This is a genomic window from Mycolicibacterium vaccae NBRC 14118 = CIP 105934, from assembly GCF_001552715.1.
GTDB classification, from domain to species: Bacteria; Actinomycetota; Actinomycetes; order Mycobacteriales; family Mycobacteriaceae; genus Mycobacterium; species Mycobacterium vaccae.
The window spans coordinates 1-26,250 of record NZ_BCRS01000087.1; the positions used below are offsets into that span (position 1 = coordinate 1).

Sequence of the window (26,250 nt, forward strand, 5' to 3'; positions counted from 1 at the left end):
CGGCAGCCGCTCGTCGAGGTCGGCGGCGCCGGTGGCCAGCCAGTGGTCCAGCGCGGCGGAGTAGGCCTCGGCGCCGGTACCGGCGTCGTCCAGCGCCGCCGCGGCCGCCTCCATGGCGCGGGTGGCCTCGGCGCATCCGGTGCGGCGGGCGATATACCCGGCGACGGTCTCGCCGGGGACCCGTTCGTGTTCCTGGGGCAGCCACCCGACGAATGCGTCGGCCGGGGCGACGCTGACCGAGCCTTCCAGCGGGGCGAGTTCGCCGGCCAGGATCCGCAGCAGCGTGCTCTTGCCTGCGCCGTTGGCGCCGACGACACCGACCACGTCACCGGGCGCGACGGTCAGGTCGACGCCCTCGAACAGCGTGCGGTGTGCGAATCCGCCGGCCAGGTTCTTCGCGACGAGGGTTGCAGTCACCGCCCTATCGTCGCACCGGCGCGGGGTGTGGAAATCCGTCGCACGGGTATAGCGGCGGCGTGCTCTCACCTCATCACCCCGCCGCCCGCCGTCGCGTCGTGCCTGTGAGGCTCCGCTGACCGGGGATTCGCGGCCCGTGCCCGAAGACCTGGCCCGGCTGGCCGCTGCGCACGGGGTCGCCACCAGCTATCGGAACGAGCGCCGCGAACCGGTCGACGTCGACGCCGACGTGGTGATCCGGGTGCTCGGCCTGCTCGATGTGCCGGCCGGCACCGCCGCGGAGCGCAGTGCGGAATTGGCGAAGCTGGCCGAACGCGACCGCGCGGGGGTCATGGCGCCCACCGTCGCCGTCCGGCTGAACGGGCACGCTCATCCGCTCCCCGGGGCCGTCGCCCTGACGAGCGAGGACGGCGTCCAGACCGAGGTGCGTGACGAGGTGCCCGGTGATCTGGCGCCGGGCTGGTACCGGATCCACACCCGGGACGGGCAGGAGGCGACGTTGGTCGCGGCCCCGGACCGGGTGCCGCCTTCGCCGATGACGTGGGGATGGATGCTGCAGCTCTACGCGCTGCGGTCGGCGCGGTCGTGGGGCATCGGCGACCTCGGTGACCTGGCGGAGTTCGTGAAGTGGACCGCGAGCGAGCACGGTGCGGGCGCGGTGCTGTTGAACCCGCTGCATGCGCCGGGCCCGACGCATCCGGTGCAGCCGTCCCCGTACACCCCGTCCAGCCGGCGGTTCGCCAATCCGTTGGCTCTTCGTATCGAGGACCTCGACGCCTACCGCCGCGCCGAACCCGACGTCCGCGCAGAAGTCGACGCGCTGCGGGTCTCCCCCACCACGGAGCGCATCGACCACGACCTCGTGTGGGCCGCCAAACGTGATGCGCTGGAACTGCTCTGGCGCGCCGAGGGACGGCCCGATCCCCTGGCGGGCGCGTCGTCCTCGACCGGGTTGCGGGACTGGGCGACCTACTGCGCGCTGGCCGAGCGGCACGGCGGCCGGTGGTCGCGGTGGCCTGAACCGCTGCGCGACGTGGCCGGTGCCGCCGTGGCTTCGGCGCGCCGGGAGTTGGCCCCGCGGTTGGCATTCCATGCCTGGGTGCAGCAGCGGTGCGCCGAACAGCTCGCCGCCGTACGTGCCGCGGCACACGACGCGGGAATGCCGCTGGGGGTGCTGCACGACCTGGCCGTGGGTGTCGACGCCGACGGCGCCGACGCGTGGGCACTGGCAGACGTGTTCGCCTCGGGTGTCAGCGTCGGCGCGCCGCCGGACAACTTCACTCCCCGCGGTCAGGACTGGGGCCTGCCGCCCTGGCGACCCGACCGGTTGGCCGCCACCGGCTATGCCGCGCTGCGGGACATGTTGCGCGCGGTCCTTTCCCACGCTGACGGGCTGCGGATCGACCACGTCGCGGGACTGTGGCGACTGTGGTGGATCCCGCCGGGCGACAGTCCCGACCGCGGCACCTATGTGCACTACGACGCCGACACGATGCTGGCGGTGCTGGCGCTGGAAGCGCACCGTGCCGGGGCCACCGTCGTCGGTGAGGACCTCGGCACCGTCGAGCCCGAGGTCACCGAAGCGCTGGCCGCCAACGAGATGCTCGGCTGCGCGGTGTCCTGGTTCACCCGCGACCAGTCCGCTCCCGGCGAACCGCTGTTGCCGCCGGCCCGCTGGCCGTCCCGCGCGGCCGCCAGCCTCTCCACCCACGACCTGCCCACGGCGGCGGGTTTCCTGCGCGGTGAGCACGTCCGCGCACGGGCCGACCTGGGCCTCCTCGACGACGTCCCCGCCGAACAGGCCAACGCCGACAAGGAGCGCGCCGAGTGGCTGGCGCTGTTGCGGTCCGAAGGGCTGCTCACGACTTCAGACGACGGCGAGCCGGACGAGGCCGCGGTCATCGTCGCCATGCACCGGTTCCTGGCGTCGACGCCGAGCCGGCTGAAGCTGATCTCGCCGTACGACGTGGTCGGCGAGACCTGGCAGCCGAATCTCCCTGGGACAGTTGACGAGTATCCGAACTGGCGCCTGCCGTTGCCGGTGTCCCTGGAGCAGCTGCAGTCCGACCCGAGGGTCGCCGAGATCACCGCGGCGTTCCGGGCGGCATCCCGCGCGCCGACGCCGTCGTGACGGCGGCCACATTCCCGGCGTCCTCCCTTAGGGGAGTAGCGTGCCCGCCAGTTAGTGTGCTTGGGTCGGCCTCCGTGAACAGCCGGCGGAAGAGTTGACCACATTTATGACCGCACCAGCAGACACGTCGCCCCTCGAAGCACGAGTGGGGCACCACTACCAGATGGACGGCACGTACCTCGTGGGCCGCGAGAAGCTCCGCGAGTACGCCCGCGCGGTTCAGGACTATCACCCCGCGCACTGGGACGTCGCCGCAGCCAAGGAGCTGGGCTATCCGGACGTCGTCGCGCCGCTGACCTTCACGTCGGCCCCGGGCATGCAGTGCAACCGGCGGATGTTCGAGGAGATCGTCGTCGGCTACGACACCTATCTGCAGACCGAAGAGGTCTTCGAGCAGCACCGCCCGATCGTGGCCGGCGATGAACTGGTCATCGACGTGGAACTGACGTCGGTGCGCAGGACGGCCGGCCGGGACTTCATCACCGTCACCAACACCTTCACCGACACCCACGGCGAGCGGGTGCACACCCTGCACACCACCGTGGTCGGCGTCACCGCCGACGACATCGACGCCGGGGTCAAGACGGCCGTGCAGAAGGCGATGATGCACGACATGAACATCCTCGACATCGGCGGATCCGATGCCGACTACGCGAAGACGGTGCGCCCCGAGGGCGCGATCCGGGTCTCCGAGGGCGGCCTGACCCGCACCCCGGGCACGCCGTCGTTCGACGAGGTGAAGGTCGGCGACGAGCTGGCGGTGCACCACACCCGGCTGTCCCGCGGCGACCTGGTGAACTACGCCGGCGTGGCCGGTGACGCCAACCCGATCCACTGGGACGAGGACATCGCGAAGCTGGCCGGGCTGCCCGACGTGATCGCCCACGGGATGCTCACGATGGGTCTGGGCGCCGGGTTCGTCTCGCAGTGGTCGGGTGACCCCGGTGCGGTGACGCGTTACTCCGTGCGGTTGTCGCAGCCGGCGATCGTGTCCGCCAAGGAAGGCGCCGACATCGAGTTCAGCGGCAAGATCAGGTCCCTGGACCCGGAGACCCGCAGCGGTGTCGTACTCGTCGCGGCGAAGTCGGACGGCAAGAAGATCTTCGGGCTGGCAACACTGCACGTCCGCTTCCGCTGACCTCCCGCGACGCGGTCTTCCTGCGAAGGTGACTGCCGTCGGCCGTTGTGGGTATAGGGGCACCGACCAAGCTCAGCGGTCTCGCATCCCCGCCACTGGCCACCGCGCTCGCCCAACGCCTCAGCGCGGAGCGGGCCGACCGTGCCCAGACGATCGTCAACGCGGGCACCGGGATCGGCGTGGTGGTGTCCGGGCCGATCGCCTTCGCGCTGTTCGATCAGTGGCTCGCCGCGTGGATCACCTACGGCCTCCTGACCGTCGCGGTCACCGCGTGGGTGGCGTTCGCACTGCGCAACGGGCCGGCAGCGGGTCGTCGCGTGCGCGAGGACCGTGGGTTTCACCCCGGCACCGGCCGGCTGCTGACCGCCTCGCTTCTCACCGGTCTGGGCAGCATCGCCGTCTGGAACTTCGGGCGGGACCTGATCAGCACCGGCTCCGGCGGGGACGCGGTCGCGACGACCGCATGGATGATGCTCGGCGGATCCGCGGTGCAGCGGCTGGGGTTCCGCCCGACGTGGGTGGTCACCGTCTCGGCGATGTCCGCTGCCCCCGCGCTACTGGCCCTCTCACTCGACCACACCGCGGGCATCCTGTTGTCGGCAGGCATGTTCGGCGCGGCCTACATCGGCCTCAGCGGTCTGCTCCTGCTGTGGAGCACTCGTCTGTATCCCGAGTCCGCGGCGTTCGGTGTGGGCATGTCGTTCTTCGCGATCGCCGCCGGCCAGGCGATCGGTGCGCCGGTCGTGGGCGCACTGATCGAATCCTTCGGCTATACCGCGGCTTTCCTGGTGTTCGCGGTGGTCAGCCTGATACCGGCAGTTTTGAGCCCGGTGTCTGACCGCATGGCGCCGGGTACCGGGGTCACCGCCCGCCGATGAAGTCCCAGGTGCCTGCGGCAACCGAGACTCCGACCGCCGCTGCCGCGATCACCGCGGCGGCGGCCACGAGCGCCAGTTCCGGCGCGCCGAACGTCGAGGGCCGCGCCCAGGTGCGGGTCGGGTACGCGCCGAAACCCCGCGCCTCCATCGCAGTGGCCAACTTGGATCCCCGGCGCAACGCGAAGACCAGCAGCGCGAACGCCTGACCGAGGAACCGCCGCACCCGGGCGTGGTCGGCCACCCCGCGGGCCCGGCGCGCGTGACCCAGGTACTCCCAGTCCTGGCGCAGCAGGCCGACCGTCCGTAGCCCAGCCAGGGCGCCCACGACGAATCGGGCGGGCAGCTTCAGGATCTGCCCCAGCCCGTCGGCCAGTTCGGTCGGCTGGACGTCGATGAACAGGCACACCGACGGCAACGCGATCGCCAGCACGCGCAGGAACATCGCGAGCGCGAGTTCGACGGATCCGTCGCTGACGGTGATCAGCAGGAAATGCCAGTGCACGGCGCCGCTGGGCTCGCCGTAGAGCAGGTTGGTCAGCGCGGTGAGGGCCGCGGCGACGGTGACGAACGCGCCGCGGATCGCCAAGGTGCGTAACGGGATTCTCAAAGCCAGCAGCAGAGCGATCTCCAGCACCAACGCCGTCAGCGCGGACAGCCAGTCGACGCTGAGCACCAGCGTGCCTGCGATGAGCGCGGCGGCGAGCAGCTTTGCGACCGGATTGATCTGCCCGGACGTCATCGGCGCGACACCGCGGCCAGAGCGATGCGGCGGTCGGCGAGGACGTCGACGAACTCGGTGTCGTGGGTGACGGCCACCACCGCGGTTCCCGCGTCGGCGATCTCGGCCAGCAGGTGGAGGAGTTCCTCCCACGTACGGCGATCCTGCCCGAAGGTGGGTTCGTCGAGGACGACGACCGCGGGCCGGGTCATCAGCACGGTCCCCACCGACAGGCGGCGTTTCTCGCCGCCGGACAGCGTGAACGGACTGCGGTCGGCCAGGTGACCGAGACGCAGCCTGTCCAGGAGATCGTCGCTCAGAGAACGGATTTCGGCGGCACTTTGTCCCAACGCCTGCGGCCCGAGCGCGAGCTCGTCTCGGACCGTGCCGGTGAGGAACTGATGTTCGGGGTCCTGGAAGACGCTCGCGATGCGGGTGAGCAGTTCCTTGGACCGCCAGCGCACGGGTTCGGGCCTTTCCGGCGTCGGCGCGAACCCGTCGACCGCTCGCAGCGAGCCGCCTCTCGGTGTCAGCAGCCCGCCCAGGGTCAGTGCGAGAGCGGATTTTCCGCAGCCGTTGGGTCCGGTGACCGCGGCGACCTGGCCGCGGGCGATGTCGAAGGCCAGTCCGCCGCCCATCACCGGTCCGCCGCGATGCCCGACCGAGAGGTCGGCAGCGGTCAACACCGGCTCCGGTGCGGTCTGCCTCGTCCGCCGGACCTCGATGGTCGGCAGGTCGGGTAGCCAGATCCCGGACCGCACAAGGTGTTCGCGTTCGCGCGTGAGGGTCTGCTGCGGCGGGCCGTCGGCGACGACGGTACCGTCAGCGCCGAGCACGATCACCCGGTCGATCACCGGCAGCCACACCTTGGTGCGGTGCTCGACGACCACCACGGTCGCGCCGGTGCGGTCCGCCGCCGCGGCGACCGCATCGCGCACCTCGACGACACCGGTGGGGTCGAGGTTGGCCGTCGGTTCGTCCAGCAGGATCAGCCCGGGTTGCATGGCGAGCACCCCGGCCAGGGCCAGCCGCTGTTTCTGCCCCCCGGATAGTTTCGATGTGTCCTGTGCCAGAGGAAGATTCAGTCCGACAGCCGCCAAGGCGTCGCTGACACGCGGCCAGATCCGGCTGCGCGGCACCGAGAAGTTCTCCATGCCGAACGCCACGTCGTCACCGACCCGCGACAGGATCACCTGGGAATCCGGGTCCTGCAGGACCATCCCGATGCGGGACCGTTGCCCCGCCGGTGGCGCGCCGTCGATCAGGAGCTGTCCGGCGGCATGACCTTCCTCGGCGCTGCCGAGCAGTCCGGCGAGTCCCTGCAGCAGCGTCGACTTCCCCGAACCGGACGGACCCAGCAGCAGCACCCGCTCCCCTGGCTCGATGCGAAGATCGAGACCGCTTGTCGCCCAGCGGTGCTCGCCCGCGTGCTGCCATCCCCACCCCCGCGCCTCGACCACGGCTCCGCCGCGCGCGGGAGCCGGTCCCGGCGTCATCGGGGTCGGCGGCCCGACACCACCCGGCCGGCGGCGAAACGGTCGAGCGCCCCGGTCTTGGCCAGCCCCCTGACGACGAGCCAGGACAGCACCCCGGCGAGGACGGCACCGGAGAGCACTGCCGAGCCGGTGTAGATGGCCGCGAACGCAGTGGTCGAGCCGGGGTACCAGAAGATCAGGTCGTTGACGGCCAGTGCCAGCCCGGCCGCTGCCCCGGCGAGGGCGGCCACCGGCAGATTCCACCGGCGATAGAGGAAGATCGCGAACACCAGCTCGGCACCGAGCCCCTGGACCAGTCCCGACTCGATGGTCAGCACGCCCCACTGGTTGCCGACCAGAGCGGACACCGTGGCCGCGACCAGCTCGCCGTACAGCGCCGCGCCGGGTTTGCGGATCACCAGCGCGGTCAGCACACCGGCGAACAGCCACCCGCCGCCGGCGAGTGCCTGCAGACCGGGCAGCACTGCTCCCAGCGGCTCGGTCAGCGGATTGGACGCGACGTTCCAGAAGACGAACACCAGGCCGGCCGCGACGGCCAGGACGCTGGCGACCACGATGTCGACGACCCGCCATCGCAGCGCGGGGCCGCGGCCGGGTGCTGCGGTGTGGTCGAGATACTGCTGGTCCATGAGGACTCCTTGACTGCGGGTATGGCGGGTCCGCCCGGGGACCCACCGAAGAATCGGGGTGCCGAGCTGCTGAGGCGGAGCTCAGGCCGGTGGTGTGTGACAGGCAACGGTCACGAGCATCTCCCTACGCCGGCATTACCCGGTCAGGTTCGTACGGTCGACGGCCGGTCAGCCGTCCTCTCAGCGCACTCGGTGTGCACTCCCGTGTGGTACGTCCCCCAAGCTAGCACAGCGGGGGCTCGCCCCGCCAGGCCGGGTCAGCGCGGCACTGTGGTCCACGTGGCGCCGTGCGCGGTCTCGGTGACGACATAGTCGGCCCCGGCGCGGGGGGCGCACCGGGCGATGAACTGCAGTTCCTGCGCTGCCCACCGGTCCCAGTGCGGGCGGTAGGTGTCACCGTCGCGTTGCAGCGCGCGCTGCTTGCGCAGATCCTCCGGGCTCTCGACCCAGATGCCCAGGTCGGCCAGCGCCCGGTTGTCCGGGGCCAGCGCGCCGACCCCTTCGACGATCAGCCGACGGTCGGCGGAGACGGTGTGCCAGCCTGCCGGGGCGGCGGTCGCCCAGTCCCAGCGGCGCCACCGGCCGGGCCGACCCTCGGCGCGCGGGCGAAGCAGTGCGTCGTGGACGTGCCGGCTGGCCCACTCCAGCCCGTCCCAGCCCGGGTAGATGTCGTCGAGGCGCACCAGGATGCTCGCGGGCCAGCGGTGGTGCAGCCGGTCGGCCAGCGTGGACTTCCCCGACCCGGAGCGCCCGTCGATCAGCACCGTGGTCATGTCGTCGGCGAGCAGCCGGCCCACCACGGCGTCGACGCTCACGAAGTCCCCTTGATCGACCGATCCACGGTCGGGTCCGCCGGCCGGGTGACACTGACCTTAGTCCCGGCGGGTCGGCTGACAGACGCCGCTCAGGAACCCACCATCATCAGACCGCCGTCCACGGCCAGGAGTTGTCCGGTGATGAATCGCGCGGCGGGGCTGCTCAGAAAGAGCAGTACCGGGGCCACGTCGGCTGCCGGGTCACCCAGCCTTCCGCCCAGCGGGATGCTCATCTGCAACTGCTGGTCCATCAGTGGCGCCATGTCCGGCCCGAGGAATTCCCGCACTCGGTCCGCCCCGGGGGTCTGAACCGCCGGCGCTACCGCGTTGACCGTCACCCCGTCGTTTGCCCAGGCGCGTGCAGCGGAGCGGGTCCACGCGTGTACGGCGCCCTTGGCGGCGGCGTAGACGGCCGACATCGGGCTACCCATCGCGGCCTCGGCAGAGCCGAAATTAATGATCTGGCCGCCCTTTTGGCGCATCGCGGCATAGCCCGACTGATTGACGAAGATCGTCGACTTCAGATTCGTGGCGAGCTGCCGCTCGATGTCGTCGCCGGTGAGGGAGCCGGGTACGCCCGGCTGCCAATGTCCGGCGGCGTGGATGACGACATCGAGTCCATCCAGCGTGCGTACCGCGTACCCGACCGCCTCGTCGACGTCGTCGGCGTCGCGCACATCGCATCGCCGCCAGTGGGCCGGCAAGCCCTCAGGGGGTTCGGATTGGTGATAGGTGGCCGCCACCAGAGCTTCGGCGTCGACGAGTGCGCGCACCGCCGCCGCTCCGATACCGGTGGCGGCCCCGGTCACCAGGACCTTGCGCCCGGCCACAGACGCCCGAGGTATATCCACGACTTCGTCCCTCTCCTACGTGTGTTCAGAACGTGACGACGACCTTGTCCGCAGCACCGGGCGTGCCCGCCAGGTCGAACGCGGAGTGCACCTCCGAGAACGGGACGGTGTGGCTGACGATCACTGCGTACTTCTGCCAGTGGGCGACCAGATCTTCTGTCACTTCGAAGATCTCGTCGGGGTAGCCCATAGATCCGACGATGGTGATCTCGTTGCTCATCACGTTGCCGAAGTCGACCGGGACCGGCTCCTTGTGCACACCGACGACGCCGAGCGTGGCACCCTTCTGTGCCGCCGCCAGGGCAGTGTCGACGACGGCTTTCGCGCCGGCGGCGTCAAGGAAGATGTCGGTGCCGGCCTTTCCCGGGGCGAGCGCCTGCCCCTCGCCGTGCAGTTCGATCAGCCGGGCGAGCACATCTTCGGCACCCGAGTCGATCACCGCGTCGGCGCCGACTTGCAGTGCCTTGTCCAGGCGTGCCGGAACGATATCGGCCACGACGACGTGCCCGACGCCGAGCGACTTGAATGCCAGCACCGCCCCGAGGCCCACCGGTCCGGCGCCGAACACGACGACTTTGTCGCCCGGCTTCGGTGCGCACTGATTCACACCGTGGCGGGCGACCGCCATCGGTTCGTTGAGCGCGGCCACCTCGAACGGGATGTGCTTCGGGATGACCTGCAGCGTGACACCGCGGACTGCGTTCTCCACCAACAGATAGTCGGCCAATGCGCCCTGCGCACCGCCGTTTCCGATGATGCCGCCCGGGGCGGCCATCGGATTGACGACGACATGGTCTCCCACGTCGATACCGTCGACATCGGCACCGACCTCGACGACCTCGCCGGCGGGTTCATGCCCCAGTGGGGTGCTGCCCTGACGCGGCGGGATCCCGCCGATCGCGATGTAGAACGAGTCCGATCCGCAGATGCCGCAGGCCCGCATCCGCACCAGAACGTCGCCGGGTCCGACCACGGGTTCGGGTGCGTCCAGCACCTGAACCGTCCCGGGCCCGGTCACCGTCGCCACCTTCACGCCGACATCGCTTCCAGGAATCCGGCCCAGTCGGGAAACATCGCGCGGTCGACGATCTCGATCCGGACACCGGAATCGTCGATGAAGTAGGCGAACGTGGTCAAGGATTCGCCCGCGGGCCACGCTTCCAGGCGGTAGCCGGCGTCTTCGAGCTGCCGGGCCGCCGCGGGCAGGTCATCGACCCAGTAGCCCAGATGGTGCGCCGCACCGGAAGTCCGCACCGCCCACACGGTACCCGGCACTTCCTGCACGACCTCCAGATGCGGCGCCTGCAACGAGTAGACGAACCGGAACGGCACCTCGAACTCCCCGTCGGGGGTCGCCACGGTCAGGGTGGCTTCGACCGGCTGGGTCCAGGTGTATCCGGCGGCAGCACTGAGTCGGGCGGTGGCCTCGGCGACGTCGGGGACAACGAGTCCGGTGTGGTACAACGCATCGGTGGTGAGCACGGTGGAGGTCACGGTTGGCCTTCCAGTTCGATGTCGAAAGTCCCGAGATAGTCGGCGAACACGGGCTTGAGCTCGTCGACGGTGAGGCCGTACTGCTCGAGGCTGTAGGAGTTCACGCCGTAACGGTCCTGCGGGTGCTCGGCGAGCCAGTTCTGCATCCGTGTCTCGGTTTCCGGTGTCAGAGGGTCGCCGGCCCAGTCGTACAGGCGTCGCATCACACCCATCGGATCGCGCATCATCTCCGAGTAGTGCATGTGGAAAAAACGGTCATCGCCGATGCGGTCGCGCGCACGCAGCGGCCGCTCGACATGTTCTGTCATCTGTGCCTTCACGTAGCGGCCGATGTCGTGCAGGTCCAGGGCCTCGGCGTGGTGGGTCATGCTCTTCGGCAGCTTCAGCAGATTGCCCAGGGATCCGGTGGCTTTGTACGGGTCGCGGTGTGCCCAGACCAGCCGGGCGTCCGGAAAGACCTTCAGCAGCGCCTCGATATGCACGGAGTGCGACGGCATCTTCAGGCTCCAGATACCCGGAGCGGTCGACTGCAGCACCTGTAGATAGCGCTTCTGGTACTCGTAGGTGGTGACCATGTCCGCCTCGGCGAACAGCCACTCGTAATACCGCGAGGTGTGCAGGAATGCATCCCACGACAACGCTTTGAAGTCCTGATTGTGGATGAACATGTCCTCGGTGGGGCCATCGGCGTCTTCCCAATGGGGCAGAGGGATCTTCGCGGCGGCGACCATCTCCAGCATCGTGCGCTGCTCGTCGAGTAGGTCCAGGCACCGTTGATCGGTGCGTAGCATCTCGGTGGGCGCGGGCGGGACGGGACGCAGGCACTGCCACAGCAGCAGCGACCGCCGGGCGCGATCCTGATCGAGCAGATAGCTGAGCACGGTGGTGCCCGTACGCGGCATGCCGAGCACGAACAACGGCCTCTCCACCGGAGCGTCGAGAAGCTCGCGATGAGACTGGATGTACTGGTGGATCTGCAGTCTGCGGCCAAGGGCGTCGGCGCAGTCGTTGAGTATGCGCTCACGTCCGAACGGCGTGAATGCCGCCGAGGTATTGACCTCGTCGACGACGATCTGCAGACCCTCACACCAGGAGTCGGAATCGATCTCGGACCGCCCGGTGCGCTTGGCCGCGATGTCGAGGACGTCTTCGGGCGTTGCGACAGCATCGAATTCGCTCATCCTGGGCCCCTAGACCGTCAGGTATCCGCCGTCGACAGCGACGGTCGTTCCGGTGATGTAGCGCGCGGAGTCGGTGCACAGGAACAGCACTGCGGGCGAGATCTCCTCGGGCATGCCCATCCGCGCCATTGGGGTGTGCCGCATCTCCGGCTCCAGCGCTTCGGGGATGTCGAGGATCGGGTGGGTCATCCTGGTGTCGATGAGTCCGGGGGCGACGGCGTTGACGCGAATCCCATCGTCGACCCAACGACGGGACAGATTCTTGGTGAAGGCGACCATGCCGGCTTTCGACGAACTGTAGGCCGGTACCGCCACCGCGGAGACGAACGCCGACATCGAGATGATGTTGACGACGCTGCTGCCGCCCGCGGCCCGGCCCGCCTTCAGACGGTCGTGACATGCCATGGTTAGCCGCATGTGGGCGAACATGTTGACTGCGACCGACCCGGCGTATCCGTCGGGATCCCACTCGTCTTTGTGCGCGGCGTAGGGGCCGCCGGCATTGTTGACCAACACATCGAGGTCGCCCAGTGAGTCCGCCAGTGCGTCGATCGAATCGGTGTCGGAGGCCTGGCACTGCCGGTAGGTCATTCCGCTGAGATCGGTCTCCGGATAGTCGGCGGGCGACGAGCGCGTCCCTGTGACGGTCACCGCGGCGCCCGCACGGGCGAAGTCCGAAGCGATGGCGTTGCCGATTCCGCTGGTCCCCCCGGTCACGAGAACGTTGGCACCGGTGAAATCGAATGCGACACAGTTCACGGCACGCTCCTCAGTTTGTTGATGGAATTGGTGAGCCAGGCCTTTTCCCAGAAGTTGGTGGTCGCGGCCAACAGCGCTTCGTGTGCCTCGACGGCCGCGTCGCGGGCAGCGCGGTTATCCGGTTCGGCGCTCAACACGACGTCGATGAGGTGCAGTGCGTGCACCGGTTTCCCGTCGGCGAGGTGCATGCGTGCGGCCTCGGTCAGCGTGTCCGCGCCGGCAGCAGCCACGACGTCGGCGGCGACGGACGACGCTGCGACGCCGTAGAGTTCGGTGGTCGAGCGGTGCTGGAACCAGCCGGCATACATCTCCCAGATCGCCCGTACGTTCCACGACGTCTTGCCGTAGCCTTCGCCGACGTCGAGATGCTCGGGCACCCGGATCTCACGCATTGCGCTGTAGAGATCCTTTCCGCCGCTCATGTATTCGATGACCTGATCGTGGACGGACTGCATCGCATCGCGCATCGCCGTGATCTCCTCGGCGATGCGGTCGGCGCCCTCGATCGGGTCGAAGTGCCCGGTGATCAGCCGGCGCGGGCACAACTCCAGGACGGTGTTCAACGATTCGATGTAGCGGACCGGGTCCCGGTAGCGATCGCCACGGATCGTCATCAAGTTCGGCACGTGGCCGAACAGTGGCCCGAAAAGATTGCCGGTGAAGACAATCCGGCTCTCCGGCAGCCACACCACCAGCGAGTCGGTGGTCTCGCCGCCCGGCGTCGAGAACAGCTGGATGCGGCGGTCGGCAAGCGTCAACTCGTGGCGATGCTCGAAGGTGGTCGTCGGTTCGGGGAACGAGAAGTCGATCGTGCTGGGATCGATCTCTTTGAGAGCTTCGACGACGTGGTCGGTGAATTTCTGAAAGGCGAACGCGGTCTTGGGGGCTCGATAGCCGCCGAGTCGCAACGTATCGTCGCGCCAGTACCGGTAGTCGGCGTGCATGATCACCTCGGTGTCCGGTTCGCGCAGCGCGTAGACGCCCCCGAAGTGATCTGCGTGGCCCTGGGTGACGATGATCGCCCTGGTCGGTCCCGGAACATCGCTGAAAGCCCTGCGCCGCAGTTCTCCTTCGAAGAACATGCCGCCGTTGATGATCACCCGGCCGTCGTCCGAGCCGATGGCGTAGGAGTTGGAGACGCCCGGCGACATCCAGATGTCATCACCCAGCGGGATCGCCGCGTCTCCCGTCGCCGCGGCCAAGTCACTCGCGCCGGGGCGTTCCCGATATATGCCTGCCACCTGGTCCCCTGCCGCATGTCCTCTAGAGATCTAGAGGAATACTCTATGGGACTAGAGTTAAAGTCAATGGTTCGCAAGAGAGAGTTTTGGAGACCATGCGTGGACTGACAGGCACGGTGGCCGTCGTCGCGGGCGGCGCGACCGGGATCGGCGCAGCGACCGCCGCCCGCCTCGCAGAGGAGGGGTGTTCCGTCGTCGTCGGCGACATCGCGATCGAAGCCGCCCAGCGCACCGCAGACCGCATCTCGTCGACCGGCGCGACAGCGATGGCCGTCGAATTCGACCTGGCTGAGCCGGATTCCGTCGCCCGACTACTCGCGACCACATCCGCGACATTCGGCAGTATCGATGGCCTGTTCGTTGTCGGCGCCGATATGCAGGCCCTGCGCGGCGACACCGACGTCGTCGACATCGACCTCGATCTGTGGGACCGGGTGATGGCAGTGAACCTTCGCGGCTACGTGGCCTCTCTGAAGTACGCCATCCCGTCGATGCTGGCCGGCGGCGGTGGCTCCATCGTGCTGATGTCCTCCGCAGCCGCGTTCCAGGGTGAAGCGGCACGTCCGGCCTACGCCACGGCCAAGGCCGGCATCGGGGCGCTGACCCGTCACGTCGCATCGCGCTACGGCAAGGAGAACATCCGCTGCAACGCGGTCGCGCCGGGATTTACTGCTACAGAGGCGATTCGATCTGCACCGCAGTGGCCGCAACTGGAAGCCTCGGCGCTCAAGCGTATCCGAGGGCCCAGGGTCGGGGAGACGTCAGACATCGCATCGCTGGTTGCGTTTCTGCTCTCGGCAGAGGGAGCCTGGATCAACGGACAGGTCATCAGCGTCGACGGCGGAACGGTCCTGCGCTGAGCGCGGCTCCCCATGTCTTCCTCCACTCCCCGCAAGCGAGACGGCGTCGGCCGGCGAAAGATCCTGTGTGATGCGGGTATCCAGGTCCTTGCCGAATACGGGTCGCGAGGTCTGACCCATCAGCAGGTGGACCGCACCGCCGGCGTCCCCAATGGCACCACGTCGTACTACTACCGCACCCGAGACGCGCTGGTTCGTGGCGTCGGACAGCGAGTCGCCGAGATCGACATGGCGAACCTGGCGTCGCTGTCCGAGGATGCCCACCGCGGTGGGTCACCGTTGGCGTGGCTGGCGGAGTTGGTCATGATGCAGGCCGAAGGACAGGGCCTGATGCTGAATCGGGCGCGGCAGGAGTTGATGCTGGCAGCCATGCGTGACCCGGAGTTGGCCGCGATGTCCGGCACATTCGTCGCTCGAGTGATCGTTATGACTCACGATGCCGTGACCGCCCTGCAACCCGCATCCGACGACCACGCCCTGCGCGAAGCGCAGAGCGATGCCGTGACCACCTTCATCGCCGGGCTGTTCGCGAGATTCGCCGCCGGCGACCGCCCCTTCGTCGACGCCGCGGACCTCGAACGCATGCTGCACGCGATCGTCACCGCCGTGGCGCTCGAGCGCGGCCACGCCCCCTGAGCGCTTTCTCCGTCGCCCAGCGGTGGCCCCGTCCGCGGTTCGCCAAGCGCGTATCGCCCAGTCCCTGCCGGGTGCAACGGCAGCAGGATCCGCGCCGTGACGGCTCAGGAAGCGGGGGCGCAGGTAGCAGGCAGCGTGAGCCATCTTGCAGATTGTTGATCGTATCCGGTACGAGCCCGACGATATACCGATGGATGCAACTCGCCCGACAGTCGCCAGTGGCGCGCCCGTCTCACCGGACCTGCCGGCAGAGGCGGGGCGACGCATCCAGGAGGAGCTCGCACCCCTCGGTGTCGAGGTCGCCCTCGATGCGCGGCGCCGGGCCGAGTACTCCTACGACGCGTCCAACTACCGCGTACCCCCGCTGGGTGTGGTGTTCCCCCGCGACACGAACGATGTCGTGGCGGTCGTGCATGCCTGCGTCCGGCACCAGGTCCCGCTCACCAGCCGGGGCGGCGGCACGTCGCTGGCGGGAAACGCCATCGGACCCGGCATCGTCCTGGACTTCTCGCGTCACATGAACCGCGTCCACGTCATCGACTCGGGGAGCCGCACCGCCTTCGTGGAACCCGGCGTCGTCCTGACCGACCTCCAGGAACGGGTCCAGCTGGCCACCGACGGGCGGTTCACCTTCGCGCCGGATCCGTCGAGCAAGTCGCGCGCCACGGTCGGCGGCTGCATCGGCAATGACGCCTGCGGCAATCACTCGGTCCGGTACGGACGGACCGCGCACCACATCGTCGCGCTCAACGTGGTCACCGCCCGGGGCAACCGGCTCACCGCGACGCGCAGCGGAGTGTTCGCCACCGATTCCGCCGACGAGGCCGCCCGAGCCGAGGCCGACCAGATCAGCGCCGGCCTGAAAGACCTCACCGAGCGGCACCTGGCGGCGTTCCGGCTGGAACTGGCCAAGATCCCCCGGCAGGTCTCCGGCTATCACCTGGCCGATCTGCTCCCCGAGAACGGCTTCGACGTGGCCCGCGCGCTCGTCGGCAGCGAAGGCACCTGTGCGGTGGTGGTGTCGGCGACCGTGTCGCTGGTACCCGTGGCCCCGGCGGCGTTGCTGCTGTGCCTGGGTTACGACGACATCGTCGACGCGGCCCGCGACAACGCGCTGATCCTGGAGTACTCCCCCGCTGCGATCGAGGGCATCGACGCGGTGATCGTGGATACGATGCGCCACCTGCGCGGCACCGACTCGGTCATGGGACTGCCCGCCGGGCAGGCATGGCTGTACGTCGACCTCGACGGCGACGATCCCACGCAGGTGCAGACCCGTGCCGACGACATGGTGGCCCGGCTGAAGGCAGTCGGTCGTCTCGTCGACGCCAGGGTGGTGGCCGACCCGGCCGAACGCGCGTCGCTGTGGCGGGTCCGGGAAGACGGTGCGGGGCTGTCGGCCCGGCTCGTCGACGGGCGCGAATCCTGGACGGGCTGGGAGGATTCCGCGGTCGCGCCGGCGCAACTGGCCGACTACCTGGTCGAGATCAAGGCCCTGCTGGCCTCGTTCGGCCTGACCGGGGTGATGTACGGCCACTTCGGTGCGGGCTGCATGCACATCCGCATCGACTTCGACCAGCGCACCGCCGAGGGCAGGGCGACGATGGCCGAGTTCATCGACCGCGCCGCGGACCTGTGTGTGCGGTTCGGCGGCTCCATGTCCGGCGAGCACGGGGACGGACGCGCCCGCTCCGAGCTGCTGCCCAAGATGTACAGCGCCGAGATGATGGCCGCGTTCGGCGAGTTCAAACGTCTCTGGGACCCCGCCGCACTGCTCAATCCCGGCAACATCGTCGATCCGGATCCGTTGACGCGCAACATGTCCCTCGCCGGCGTCGACGGGCGGGACTGGCCCATCAGCTTCGACCTCACACCCCGGACCGATGTGCCCGTCGCCCCGTTCGTCCATGCCGTGCAAGGGTGTATCGGCGTGGGGCGGTGCCGGGCCTCCAGCGGCGGGGTGATGTGCCCGAGTTACCGCGCCACCGGCGACGAGAAGGACTCGACCCGCGGCCGGGCGCGCGCGTTGCAGGAGATGGTGCGCAACTCGCCGACGGTCGCGCAGGGTTGGCGCTCGGAGGAGGTCCGGGAATCGCTGGACCTGTGCCTGTCGTGCAAGGCGTGCTCGACCGACTGTCCCGTCGGCGTGGACATGGCCACCTACAAGTCCGAGTTCTTCGACCACTACTACCGGGGCCGGCGCCGTCCGCTGTCCCATTATTCGCTGGGCTGGCTGCCCCTGTGGTTGCGGCTGATCGAACGCAGCGCGCCCGTGGTCAACCTGCTGACCGCCGGCCGGGCCGGCCGGATCACCGCCAGGCTCGGCGGGCTCACCACGCAACGGGAGATGCCGGCGTTCGCCTCCCGTCGCAGGATCCGGCGCGCTCTCGGCGCCGCCGGCGACCAGGCCGGTGACCGGGCCGACGTGGTCCTGCTGGCCGACACGTTCACCCGCGCGTTCCGCCCCGAGGCGGCCGGGGCCGCGGCCCGCGTCCTCAACCAGGCGGGTCTGAGCTCTCAGTGCCGCACCGACGTCTGCTGCGGACTGACGTGGATCTCCACCGGGCAACTGGATCAGGCGCGCAAGTCATTGACAAAGGCCGCTGCACGCCTCGATGACGGCACCGACCGACCCATCGTGGTGATGGAGCCGAGTTGCGCCGCGGCCTTCCGCAAGGACCTGCCAGAGCTCGTGCACACCGACGCCGCCCGGCGCGTTGCCGCTCGGGTGCGCAGTTTCGCCCAGATGGTGCCCGCCATGGTCGAGAAGGGCTGGCAGCCAACGAGATCGGTGCCCGAGAAGGTCACCGTGCAGACGCACTGCCACGAGTACGCGGTGTTCGGCGCCGCAACCCAGCGCAAGGCCCTGAACGCAATCGGCGTGAGTGACGTCCGGGAAGCCACCGGATGCTGCGGCGTGGCCGGCAACTTCGGGTTCGAGGCCGACCACTACGAGATCAGCATGAAGGTCGCAGAGCAGGCCCTGGCACCCGCATTGCGTGCGGGTGACGACTCGGAAATCGTTCTGACGGACGGGTTCAGCTGCCACATGCAGGTACGCCAGCTCGCGCCGAACCGCAACTCGATGCACCTGGCTCAGCTGCTGGACCCCGAGGGTCACCCCGGCACGCCCGATACCGCGAAAACCGGCGATAATTGTTGGCAATAGGCATGGCCCGACCCGCAAGGGTGGCACCTACGGCGGCATCGAGTTCACCGCCACCGACGGCACGCCCGACGCCGCGACCGCGGCGGCGGTGCAGCAGGAGACCACCCGTCATGGCCTGCTCACGCTGACCTGCGGGTCCGCTGGCAACGTCATCCGCCTGATCCCCGCGCTGGTGGTCACCGAAGAGGAGATCACCCTGGGCGCACAGCGTTTCGAGAACGCGCTGACGCGCCGTCAGGCCGCGGCGTACCTCAGGCCAGACCCTTGAGCATCAGGTTCCAGTACATGAACGGCAGCCCGTGCTTCTTGAGGTACCAGTAGGCACGATGCGGGGTGGTCGGGTCCAGCAGCGACTTCGGTAGCCACGGTGTGAGGTTGAGGTCGTAGTCGAACTCCGCCAGCAGCATCTTGTCCGCGGACGTGACGATCGGGCACGACCCGTAGCCGTTGTAGCACGCGGTCAGCGGACGGCCCGCCAGGTACGCCTCGATGTTCTCGGCCACCACGGGAGCCTGCTTGCGGATCGCTGCGCCGGTCTTGGAGTTCGGCGACGAACCGGCGTCACCGAGGCTGAAGACGTTCGCATGGCGCACGTGCTGCATGGTGTGCTTGTCTATGTCGACGTAACCGTTCGCATCGCCGGTCGACAACGGACTCGACTTGATCCAGTCGGGCGCCGACTGCCGCGGCACCGCGTGCAGCATGTCGTAGGACAGCATGGACTCGGACCCGCCCTCGATGCCGGACGAGACGCCCACCTTGTGCGCCGCGGCGTCGACGGAGGTCACCTCGGCGTTGGTGTGCACCGTGATGCCGTAGTCCGCGGCGATCTCGTCGAGGCTGTCGGCGATCGCCGGGATCCCGAACAGCCGCGGTGTCGGCACCACCAGGTGCACGTCGATGTCGTCGAGCACGCCCTGCCTGCGCCAGTGGTCGCTGGCCAGGTACGCGATCTTCTGGGGTGCCCCGGCGCACTTGATCGGACCCGAGGGCATCATGAACACCGCGCTGCCCGAACGCATGTCGCGGATCATCCGCCAGGTGCGCGGCGCCAGGTCGAAGCGGTAGTTCGAGGACACCCCGTCGGTGCCGATCGCGTCGGCCAGGCCTTCGGTGCGGTCCCAGTCAAGTTGAATCCCGGGGCAGACCACGAGCACGTCGTACTCGTAGGTCGCCCCGTCAGCGCAGGTGACCGTGTTGGCTTCCGCGTCGACCGCGGCGGCCGCGCTGCGGATCCAGGTCGCGCCCTTGGGCATCACCGAGGCCTCGGTCCGCACCGTCTTCGCCGCCTTCGCCTGGCCGCCGCCGACCAGGGTCCACAGCGGCTGGTAGAAGTGCACGTCCGACGGCTCGATGACCGCGACGTCGGAGTGCCCCTTGCGCAGCAGACGGGCGGCCACCGAGATGCCGGCGGTGCCACCGCCGACGATGACGATCTTGTGCTTCGCAGTTGCCATATCGTTGATTCCTCTTGTCGCTCAGGCGTTCTGGCGGGCCTCTTCCCAGGCGCCGAAGCCACCCAGGATGTCACTGACATCGGCGAAGCCGTTGCGCCGCAACAGGCTTGCCGCCACCGAGGATCGGTAACCACCGGCGCAGTAAACGACAGTCGGCTTGGCGGGATCGAGTTCGCCCAGCCGGGACGGCAGCTGCCCCACCGGGATCGACACCGCACCGGGAACCATTCCGGCGGCGACCTCGCCCGGATTGCGCACGTCCACGACCTGCAGATCGGCCAGTTCGGAAGCCCGCTGATCGAAGGCCTGAGCCGTCAGCCGGGAGGCCATCTGAACATCGTCGCGGTGGTCGAACATCGCCTCGAACGGCCGGTCCAGGTAGCCGATCACCCGATCGAAACCGATCCGGGCCAGCCGGGTCTTGGCTTCGAGCTCCGCTCCGGGCTCGGTGAACAGCACGATGTCGACATCGGTGGGCACCACCGAACCGGCGAACTCGGCGTAGCGGCCCTCCAGCCCGATGTTGATCGCCCCGCGCAGGTGGCCCAGCGCGAACTCCTCGGGACCCCGGCCGTCGACCAGGATCGCCCCGGCGTTCATCGCCTCGCGGATCTGGTCGTAGCTCATCGCGGTGGGCATCTCGGACTCGGCCAGCAGCTCACGGTCCTTGCGGTTGAGGACCGCGTTGTAGACGAAGTAGGCCGGCGCGGGCGGCTGCCCCTCGGTCACCAGTTCCATGAACGTGGCCTTGTCCGGGGCGCGCAGCGCGTAGTTGGTCTGCTTCTGCTCGCCGATGGTCGACGACAGCTCCGTGGACAGGTTCTTGCCGCACGCCGAGCCCGCGCCGTGGGCCGGGAACACCCGCGTCTCGTCGGGCAGCGTCATCAGCTTGTTGTGCAGTGAGTCGTACAGCTTCTCGGCCAGTTCCTCGCGGGTAAAGCCGATCGAGGCCAGCAGGTCCGGCCGGCCGACGTCGCCGATGAACAGCGCGTCGCCGGTCAGGACGCCGTAGGGCACCTCGTCGCCGGCGTGCTCGTAGACGACGATGCTCATCGACTCCGGGGTGTGTCCGGGGGTGTGGCGGAACTCCAGCGTGACGTCACCCAGTGAGTAACGCTGGCCGTCGGAGACGCCCATGGACTCGAACTCGGTCTCGGCGACCGAGGAGTACACGATCTTGGCGCCGGTGGCCTCGGCCAGCTCCAGGTGGCCGGACAGGAAGTCCGCGTGGAAGTGGGTCTCGATGACCAGCTCGATGGCGTAGCCGTTCTCCTTGGCATCGGCCAGGTACTCGGCAATGTCGCGCTGCGGGTCCACAACGACTGCGCGGCCGGTCTTTTCGTCGGCGATCAGGTACGACGCGTGCGACAGACACTCCAGGTAGTACTGGGTGAACTTCATGGTGAACGGACCTTTCGTTGGTTGGGCGGGTCGGGTTCCTGACCCCAGGGTGCCTATACCCTGCAGGGTATGTCAAGTACCCTGGGGGGTATCCCTATTCCAGTTTGCATGTACCCCGGGGGGTATGCGTACCATGGGCTCTAACATACCCCCGGCGGTATCGATCCGACAACCGCCTCCCCACCCCGAAAGGACCGCGACATGAGCGCCCCCACCACCGTCAACTGCCACGATCTCGACCAGCTGATGACCTCGGACACCCCGCTGCGCGTGATCGACGTGCGGACACCCGGCGAGTTCGAGACAGCCCACATCGCCGGCTCGTACAACGTGCCACTGGACCTGCTGCGCGAGCACCGTGACGAGATCGTCAAGCACCTCGACCAGCAGGTAGTCCTGGTCTGCAAGTCTGGCCAGCGCGCCGGCCAGGCCGAGGTCACGCTGCGCGAGGCCGGCCTGTGCAACGTGCACGTCCTCGACGGCGGCATCACGTCATGGGAGGCCAGGGGCTTCGCCGTCACCCGCGGCGCTCAGCGCTGGGACCTCGAACGCCAGGTCCGCCTGGTCGCGGGCTCGATCGTGCTCACCAGCGTCCTGGGCAGCATCGCGGTACCCAAGCTCAAGTGGCTCGCCGGCGCCATCGGCGGCGGACTGACCTTCGCCGCGGTGTCCAACACCTGCGCCATGGGCACGATGCTCGGCAAGCTGCCCTACAACCGTGGCAACGCCTGTGACGCGCAGAACGTCGTTGCCCAACTGGTGGAACGGTGATCGCCCTCACCGTCGGCCTGGCCGTCTTCGTCGGCATCTCCCTGGGGCTGCTCGGCGGCGGAGGGTCGATCCTGACCGTGCCGCTGCTGGCCTACGTCGGCGGCATGGACGCCAAGCAGGCCATCGCGACCTCACTGTTGGTGGTCGGCGTCACCAGCCTGGTCGGGGCGATCTCGCATGCCCGCGCCGGGCGGGTGCAGTGGCGCACCGGCCTGATCTTCGGCGGGGCAGGCATGGTCGGCGCCTATGCCGGCGGCGTGCTGGCCCGGTTCATCCCGGGCACCGTGCTGCTGATCGGCTTCGCGGTGATGATGATCGCCACCGCCGTCGCCATGCTGCGGGGTCGCCGCGCCGTCGGCACCTCACGGGAAGGACACCGCCTTCCGGTGCCCAAGATCGTCGCCGAAGGCCTGGTGGTCGGGCTGGTGACCGGTCTGGTGGGTGCCGGGGGCGGATTCCTGGTGGTGCCCGCGCTGGCCCTGCTCGGCGGACTGCCGATGCCCATCGCGGTCGGGACCTCTCTGATCGTGATCGCGATGAAGTCGTTCGCCGGCCTGGGCGGCTACCTGTCGAGCGTCCAGATCAACTGGACCGTGGCGCTGGCGGTGACCGCGGCGGCCGTGGTCGGCAGCCTGATCGGTGCACGCCTGACCGCGAAGGTCGACCCCGACTCGCTGCGCAAGGCTTTCGGCTGGTTCGTCCTCGCCATGTCGTCGGTGATCCTGGCTCAGGAGATCCACGTGGCCGTCGGGATCGCCGCAGCGGCACTGACCGCCGTCGCCGCGGTGCTCACCGTGGTGTGCACCCGTTCCGCGCACTGCCCCCTGCGCAGGCCCGGCGGGGGCTCGGCACGCGGGGCGGTGACCGCGTGAGCAGCACGGGGAATACCCCCGCGGGTACCATCGCTGTCTTACCCGAGGAAAGGAAATGCGCCATGGTCGGTGACGAGGACGCGATTGCTGCGGTGCTGAACAGGCTGCGAAGGGCTCAGGGCCAACTCGCCGGGGTGATCGCGATGATCGAACAGGGCCGCGAGTGCAAGGACGTCGTCACCCAGTTGGCCGCCGTCTCACGCGCGCTGGACCGGGCCGGCTTCAAGATTGTCGCCACCGGATTGCGGGAATGCCTGAACGGAGAGGCCGCCGACGGCCAGAAGCCGATGACCGAAGCGGAGCTGGAGAAGCTGTTCCTGGCCCTGGCCTGAGGGGCGGCACCGACGAGGGATCGGAGGAGACAATGGGTTACGCGTTGTCCACGACACTGCACACCACGTTCGAGGATGCGGTCGAGCGCACTCGGAAAGCGCTGGCCGATCAGGGTTTCGGCGTGCTCACCGAGATCGACATGAAGGCCACGCTGAAGGCGAAGCTGGGCGAGGACATGGAGGACTACCTGATTCTGGGAGCCTGCAATCCTGCGCTGGCCCACCGCGCGGTCAACGCCGACCGGCAGATCGGATTGCTGCTGCCGTGCAACGTCGCGGTGCGGTCCGACCCGTCGGCCGGCGGCGACGCCGTCATCGTCGACGCGATGGATCCTCAGATCATGGTCCGGGTCTCCGACGAGCCGGGGCTGCGTGAGGTCGCCGACGAGGCCGCCACCAAGCTGAGGGCCGCGATCGACGCTCTCGGATCTGCTGACCGCTAGGAGGGCGCGTTTCGTGGACGTCGCCGTCATCGAGACTTCCGGCCTGGGCGATCGCAGCTACCTGGTGTGCGCCGAGGGCATCGCCGTGGTGATCGACCCGCAGCGGGACATCGACCGCGTTCTCGACCTGGCCCGGGAACGCCGGGTGCGGATCACCCATGTGCTGGAGACACACATCCACAACGACTACGTGACAGGGGGCCTGGAACTGGCGCGGGTCACGGGCGCCGAGTACGCCGTGCCGGCCGGCGACGAGGTGAGCTATCCGCGGCGGGCCGTCGGCGACGGGGACGTCATCGACGCCGGCCCGATCACGCTGCAGGTGGTGCACACCCCCGGCCACACCCACCACCATGTCAGTTACGTGCTGCGCGACTCCGACGGCTCGATCGCCGCCGTCTTCACCGGCGGGTCGATGCTGCACGGGACGACCGGCCGTACCGACCTGCTGGGCCCCGAGCACACCGAAGCACTCAGCCACGCACAGTTCCACTCCGTACGCCGTTTGGCCGCCGAGTTGCCCGACGCGGCCCAGGTCTACCCCACCCACGGCTTCGGCAGCTTCTGCTCGGCCACCCCAGCCAGCGGCGACTCCTCCACCATCGCCGATCAGCGCCGCACCAATCCCGCACTGACCCAGGATGAGCAGAGCTACGTCGACGAGTTGCTCGCAGGACTCGGCGATTACCCTGCGTACTACGCGCACATGGGCGTCATCAACGCGCAGGGCCCGGCGCCGGTCGATCTGTCCCTGCCCAAACCGCTGGACGCCGGCGAACTCCGCCGTCATATCGAAGCCGGCGACTGGGTGGTGGATCTGCGCAGCCGCACGGCCTTCGCCACCGGTCACCTCGAGGGGACGCTGTCCTTCGAGTTGTCGGACTCCTTCGTCACCTATCTGGGCTGGCTGTACTCCTGGGGGTCACCGTTGGCACTGGTCGGCGACGATGTCGACCAGATCGCCGACGCCCGGCGCGAACTCGTGCGCATCGGCATCGACAAGGTCAGCGGGGCCGCGGTCGGTGACATCGGCACGCTGGCCGCAGGCGCCCCGCTGCGGTCCTACCGGGTCGCCGACTTCACCGATCTCGCCCGTGAACTGGGCACGTCCTCGCCGACCGTGCTCGATGTCCGGCAGCAGAGCGAGCACGACAAGAGTCATGTTCGGAGCGCGCTCAACATCCCGCTGCACGAACTCGGCAAGCGGCTCGCCGAGGTTCCGTCCGGCGAGGTCTGGGTGCACTGTGCGTCCGGATACCGCGCGGCGATCGCCGCCTCGATGGTCGACAGTGACGACCGTCGCGTGGTCCTCATCGACGACGCATTCGAGAACGCCGACGAGCTGAACCTCGTCGGCTAGCGCTCACCAGGCGAACAGGAGAGCACCCGCCACGGCGAGCGCGAACACGATCGTGGCGGCGCCGATCAGCACCACCTCGGTCTGCGGCGCGGCGAGCAGCACCCGACCGGCCACCACCGTGCTGCCCCGGATCTGCCGGGATCGCCGGTAGCCGAGCACGAGAACGAGAAGAGCGAGCAGCGCCGCGGTGATCGCCAGCCACAGGCGCTCGGGCCCGAGCGGCCCGTGCTGGCGCAGCAGGATCAGCGCCCCGCCTACCAGGAAGCCGAATGCGCTTCTCTCCCAAGACAACAGGGTTCGCTCCGCGGGCAGCCCGGGCTTGCTCGGTGCGCGGCGGGCCATGTCACTGACCGGCCGGCGGCCAGATCACCAACACCACGAGCACCACCACGGTGACCACGAAGATCCCGCCGCCCAGCAGCAGCGGAACGTGGGTGGGCGGCAGGTCCTCGTCGCGGCGCATCGCGGTCTGGACGCGCTGCCAGCGCCGCACCGCCAGCGCGGCCAGCACTCCGCCGCCCGCGGTGAGGACCACGCTCAGGCCGTGACGTACCCCGGGGATCCCGAAGGACGGCACGAACTGGACCACGGCGATGCCGCCGGCGATCAGCGCGAGCGCCGTCCGGATCCACGCCAGGAAGGTCCGCTCGTTGGCCAACGTGAAGCGGTAGTCGGGTTCCTGATCCCCCGAGCTCATCGGCGCACGTCCCTTCGAGCACACATCGCGGTCAGCCTACGTCGCCGCCGGACGGGAACGGGCCCACCCACGTCACGTGCTCGGCCTGCGGGTCGCGCGGCAGACGAACGTGGTTGGCGGGAAAGGCCGGGTCTTCATAGCCGATCGACAGGCCGCACAGAATCGTCAACTCCTCGGGGATGCCGAGCTGCTCGCGAACCACATCGCCGTACAACGCGATGGACACCTGCACGCAGCTGTCCACCCCGCGTTCGGTCAGGGCCAGCAGAAACGTCTGGAGGAACATGCCCACGCCCAGCGCGTCCACCGCGCCGCAGTCCCGGTGCAGGCACACCACTCCGGCGACCGGGGCGCCGAAGAACTCCCAGTTACGGCGCTGCGCCAACCACCGCGCTGCCCGGTCCTCGCGGGCGATACCCATCGCGCCGTAGATCACCGCACCGCTGTCCCTGCGCCGATCGGCGAACCTGGCGGGCAGACCCGCCGATTCCAGGCGCGGCGGGG

Annotated in this window: 27 protein-coding genes, 1 pseudogene and 1 riboswitch; of the genes and pseudogenes, 12 read left to right on the forward strand and 16 right to left on the reverse strand. The window is 68.9% G+C overall.

Annotation, left to right across the window (positions count from 1 at the left end; all coding sequences use genetic code 11):
- Nucleotides 1-417 (reverse strand): ATP-binding cassette domain-containing protein (locus MVA01S_RS17140; RefSeq protein ID WP_159426331.1); only part of this gene is annotated, 417 nt, incomplete at its 3' end.
- 136 nt (nucleotides 418-553) lie between these two features.
- Here MVA01S_RS17140 and malQ point away from each other — a divergent pair.
- The 3 genes from malQ to MVA01S_RS17155 all read left to right on the forward strand — a co-directional run bounded on the left by malQ (nucleotide 554) and on the right by MVA01S_RS17155 (nucleotide 4,564).
- Nucleotides 554-2,548, forward strand: a complete 1,995-nt coding sequence (gene malQ, locus MVA01S_RS17145) for a 4-alpha-glucanotransferase (RefSeq protein ID WP_003931504.1) — start codon at nucleotides 554-556, stop codon at nucleotides 2,546-2,548.
- Between the two features lie 106 nt (nucleotides 2,549-2,654).
- On the forward strand, nucleotides 2,655-3,686 hold the full coding sequence (locus MVA01S_RS17150) for a fused (3R)-hydroxyacyl-ACP dehydratase subunits HadA/HadB (protein ID WP_003931505.1): 1,032 nt from the start codon (nucleotides 2,655-2,657) through the stop codon (nucleotides 3,684-3,686).
- A gap of 47 nt (nucleotides 3,687-3,733) precedes the next feature.
- Nucleotides 3,734-4,564 carry a YbfB/YjiJ family MFS transporter gene (locus MVA01S_RS17155; RefSeq protein WP_003931506.1) on the forward strand — a complete coding sequence of 277 codons (831 nt, stop codon included), beginning with the start codon at nucleotides 3,734-3,736 and terminating at the stop codon, nucleotides 4,562-4,564.
- Here MVA01S_RS17155 and MVA01S_RS17160 read toward each other — a convergent pair.
- From MVA01S_RS17160 to MVA01S_RS17205, 10 genes are all read right to left on the reverse strand, one after another.
- Complete coding sequence (locus tag MVA01S_RS17160; RefSeq protein WP_003931507.1) at nucleotides 4,548-5,303, reverse strand: energy-coupling factor transporter transmembrane component T family protein; 756 nt, start codon at nucleotides 5,301-5,303, stop codon at nucleotides 4,548-4,550. The genes MVA01S_RS17155 and MVA01S_RS17160 overlap by 17 nt on opposite strands.
- Nucleotides 5,300-6,778, reverse strand: a complete 1,479-nt coding sequence (locus MVA01S_RS17165; RefSeq protein ID WP_040541750.1) for an ABC transporter ATP-binding protein — start codon at nucleotides 6,776-6,778, stop codon at nucleotides 5,300-5,302. Before MVA01S_RS17165 ends, MVA01S_RS17160 begins: the two co-directional genes overlap by 4 nt.
- Complete coding sequence (locus MVA01S_RS17170) at nucleotides 6,775-7,407, reverse strand: ECF transporter S component (protein WP_003931509.1); 633 nt, start codon at nucleotides 7,405-7,407, stop codon at nucleotides 6,775-6,777. The genes MVA01S_RS17165 and MVA01S_RS17170 overlap by 4 nt, the downstream gene beginning before the upstream one ends.
- Before the next feature lie 104 nt (nucleotides 7,408-7,511).
- Nucleotides 7,512-7,623, reverse strand: a riboswitch (TPP riboswitch).
- A gap of 41 nt (nucleotides 7,624-7,664) precedes the next feature.
- The gene (locus MVA01S_RS17175) at nucleotides 7,665-8,222 is read right to left on the reverse strand and encodes a nucleoside/nucleotide kinase family protein (protein WP_003931510.1); all 558 of its coding nucleotides are present in this window, start codon (nucleotides 8,220-8,222) and stop codon (nucleotides 7,665-7,667) included.
- Between the two features lie 89 nt (nucleotides 8,223-8,311).
- Nucleotides 8,312-9,073: an SDR family NAD(P)-dependent oxidoreductase gene (locus tag MVA01S_RS17180; protein WP_255251705.1), complete on the reverse strand. Its 762-nt coding sequence runs from the start codon at nucleotides 9,071-9,073 to the stop codon at nucleotides 8,312-8,314.
- A 25-nt stretch (nucleotides 9,074-9,098) separates the two neighbouring features.
- Nucleotides 9,099-10,106: a zinc-dependent alcohol dehydrogenase gene (locus tag MVA01S_RS17185; protein WP_003931512.1), complete on the reverse strand. Its 1,008-nt coding sequence runs from the start codon at nucleotides 10,104-10,106 to the stop codon at nucleotides 9,099-9,101.
- Entirely contained in the window at nucleotides 10,103-10,567 is a 465-nt protein-coding gene (locus tag MVA01S_RS17190) for a VOC family protein (protein WP_003931513.1), read from the reverse strand. The genes MVA01S_RS17185 and MVA01S_RS17190 overlap by 4 nt, the downstream gene beginning before the upstream one ends.
- Entirely contained in the window at nucleotides 10,564-11,748 is a 1,185-nt protein-coding gene (locus MVA01S_RS17195) for a sulfotransferase family protein (protein WP_003931514.1), read from the reverse strand. The genes MVA01S_RS17190 and MVA01S_RS17195 overlap by 4 nt, the downstream gene beginning before the upstream one ends.
- A 9-nt stretch (nucleotides 11,749-11,757) precedes the next feature.
- Nucleotides 11,758-12,507, reverse strand: a complete 750-nt coding sequence (locus tag MVA01S_RS17200) for an SDR family NAD(P)-dependent oxidoreductase (protein WP_003931515.1) — start codon at nucleotides 12,505-12,507, stop codon at nucleotides 11,758-11,760.
- Nucleotides 12,504-13,748, reverse strand: coding sequence for an alkyl sulfatase dimerization domain-containing protein (locus MVA01S_RS17205; protein ID WP_040541753.1), 1,245 nt, complete (start codon nucleotides 13,746-13,748; stop codon nucleotides 12,504-12,506). The genes MVA01S_RS17200 and MVA01S_RS17205 overlap by 4 nt, the downstream gene beginning before the upstream one ends.
- Nucleotides 13,749-13,843: 95 nt before the next feature.
- Between MVA01S_RS17205 and MVA01S_RS17210 the strand changes: the two genes are divergently transcribed.
- The 4 genes and pseudogenes from MVA01S_RS17210 to MVA01S_RS17225 form a co-directional block, all read left to right on the forward strand.
- Nucleotides 13,844-14,608 carry an SDR family NAD(P)-dependent oxidoreductase gene (locus MVA01S_RS17210; RefSeq protein ID WP_040541756.1) on the forward strand — a complete coding sequence of 255 codons (765 nt, stop codon included), beginning with the start codon at nucleotides 13,844-13,846 and terminating at the stop codon, nucleotides 14,606-14,608.
- A 12-nt stretch (nucleotides 14,609-14,620) separates the two neighbouring features.
- Nucleotides 14,621-15,244: a TetR/AcrR family transcriptional regulator gene (locus MVA01S_RS17215; protein ID WP_040541758.1), complete on the forward strand. Its 624-nt coding sequence runs from the start codon at nucleotides 14,621-14,623 to the stop codon at nucleotides 15,242-15,244.
- A 190-nt stretch (nucleotides 15,245-15,434) separates the two neighbouring features.
- Nucleotides 15,435-18,413, forward strand: a complete 2,979-nt coding sequence (locus tag MVA01S_RS17220) for an FAD-binding and (Fe-S)-binding domain-containing protein (protein WP_003931519.1) — start codon at nucleotides 15,435-15,437, stop codon at nucleotides 18,411-18,413.
- Between the two features lie 4 nt (nucleotides 18,414-18,417).
- Nucleotides 18,418-18,681, forward strand: a pseudogene (locus MVA01S_RS17225) (hypothetical protein); the annotation flags it as partial.
- Here the strand turns inward: MVA01S_RS17225 and MVA01S_RS17230 are convergent.
- Nucleotides 18,665-19,870: an NAD(P)/FAD-dependent oxidoreductase gene (locus tag MVA01S_RS17230; RefSeq protein ID WP_003931521.1), complete on the reverse strand. Its 1,206-nt coding sequence runs from the start codon at nucleotides 19,868-19,870 to the stop codon at nucleotides 18,665-18,667. The pseudogene MVA01S_RS17225 and the gene MVA01S_RS17230 sit on opposite strands and share 17 nt — an antisense overlap.
- Nucleotides 19,871-19,891: 21 nt before the next feature.
- On the reverse strand, nucleotides 19,892-21,271 hold the full coding sequence (locus tag MVA01S_RS17235; protein WP_003931522.1) for an MBL fold metallo-hydrolase: 1,380 nt from the start codon (nucleotides 21,269-21,271) through the stop codon (nucleotides 19,892-19,894).
- Nucleotides 21,272-21,472: 201 nt separating this feature from the next.
- Here MVA01S_RS17235 and MVA01S_RS17240 point away from each other — a divergent pair, with 201 nt between their 5' ends.
- The 5 genes from MVA01S_RS17240 (at nucleotide 21,473) to MVA01S_RS17260 (ending at nucleotide 25,049) form a co-directional block, all read left to right on the forward strand.
- Complete coding sequence (locus MVA01S_RS17240) at nucleotides 21,473-22,042, forward strand: rhodanese-like domain-containing protein (protein WP_003931523.1); 570 nt, start codon at nucleotides 21,473-21,475, stop codon at nucleotides 22,040-22,042.
- Nucleotides 22,039-22,914, forward strand: a complete 876-nt coding sequence (locus tag MVA01S_RS17245) for a sulfite exporter TauE/SafE family protein (protein ID WP_003931524.1) — start codon at nucleotides 22,039-22,041, stop codon at nucleotides 22,912-22,914. The genes MVA01S_RS17240 and MVA01S_RS17245 overlap by 4 nt, the downstream gene beginning before the upstream one ends.
- Before the next feature lie 62 nt (nucleotides 22,915-22,976).
- Nucleotides 22,977-23,246, forward strand: coding sequence for a metal-sensitive transcriptional regulator (locus MVA01S_RS17250; protein ID WP_003931525.1), 270 nt, complete (start codon nucleotides 22,977-22,979; stop codon nucleotides 23,244-23,246).
- A gap of 32 nt (nucleotides 23,247-23,278) precedes the next feature.
- Nucleotides 23,279-23,689 (forward strand): DUF302 domain-containing protein, encoded by a 411-nt coding sequence (locus MVA01S_RS17255; RefSeq protein ID WP_003931526.1) that lies wholly within the window; start codon nucleotides 23,279-23,281, stop codon nucleotides 23,687-23,689.
- A 13-nt stretch (nucleotides 23,690-23,702) separates the two neighbouring features.
- Entirely contained in the window at nucleotides 23,703-25,049 is a 1,347-nt protein-coding gene (locus tag MVA01S_RS17260; protein WP_003931527.1) for an MBL fold metallo-hydrolase, read from the forward strand.
- Between the two features lie 3 nt (nucleotides 25,050-25,052).
- On the opposite strand, the gene MVA01S_RS17265 is transcribed toward MVA01S_RS17260, so the two are convergent.
- The 3 genes from MVA01S_RS17265 to MVA01S_RS17275 form a co-directional block, all read right to left on the reverse strand.
- Nucleotides 25,053-25,391, reverse strand: coding sequence for a DUF202 domain-containing protein (locus tag MVA01S_RS17265; protein ID WP_003931528.1), 339 nt, complete (start codon nucleotides 25,389-25,391; stop codon nucleotides 25,053-25,055).
- 1 nt (nucleotide 25,392) lies between these two features.
- Nucleotides 25,393-25,746 (reverse strand): YidH family protein, encoded by a 354-nt coding sequence (locus MVA01S_RS17270; RefSeq protein ID WP_003931529.1) that lies wholly within the window; start codon nucleotides 25,744-25,746, stop codon nucleotides 25,393-25,395.
- 31 nt (nucleotides 25,747-25,777) lie between these two features.
- Nucleotides 25,778-26,250, reverse strand: a 473-nt coding sequence (locus MVA01S_RS17275; RefSeq protein WP_110899839.1) for a nitroreductase, incomplete at its 5' end; no start/stop codon positions are given.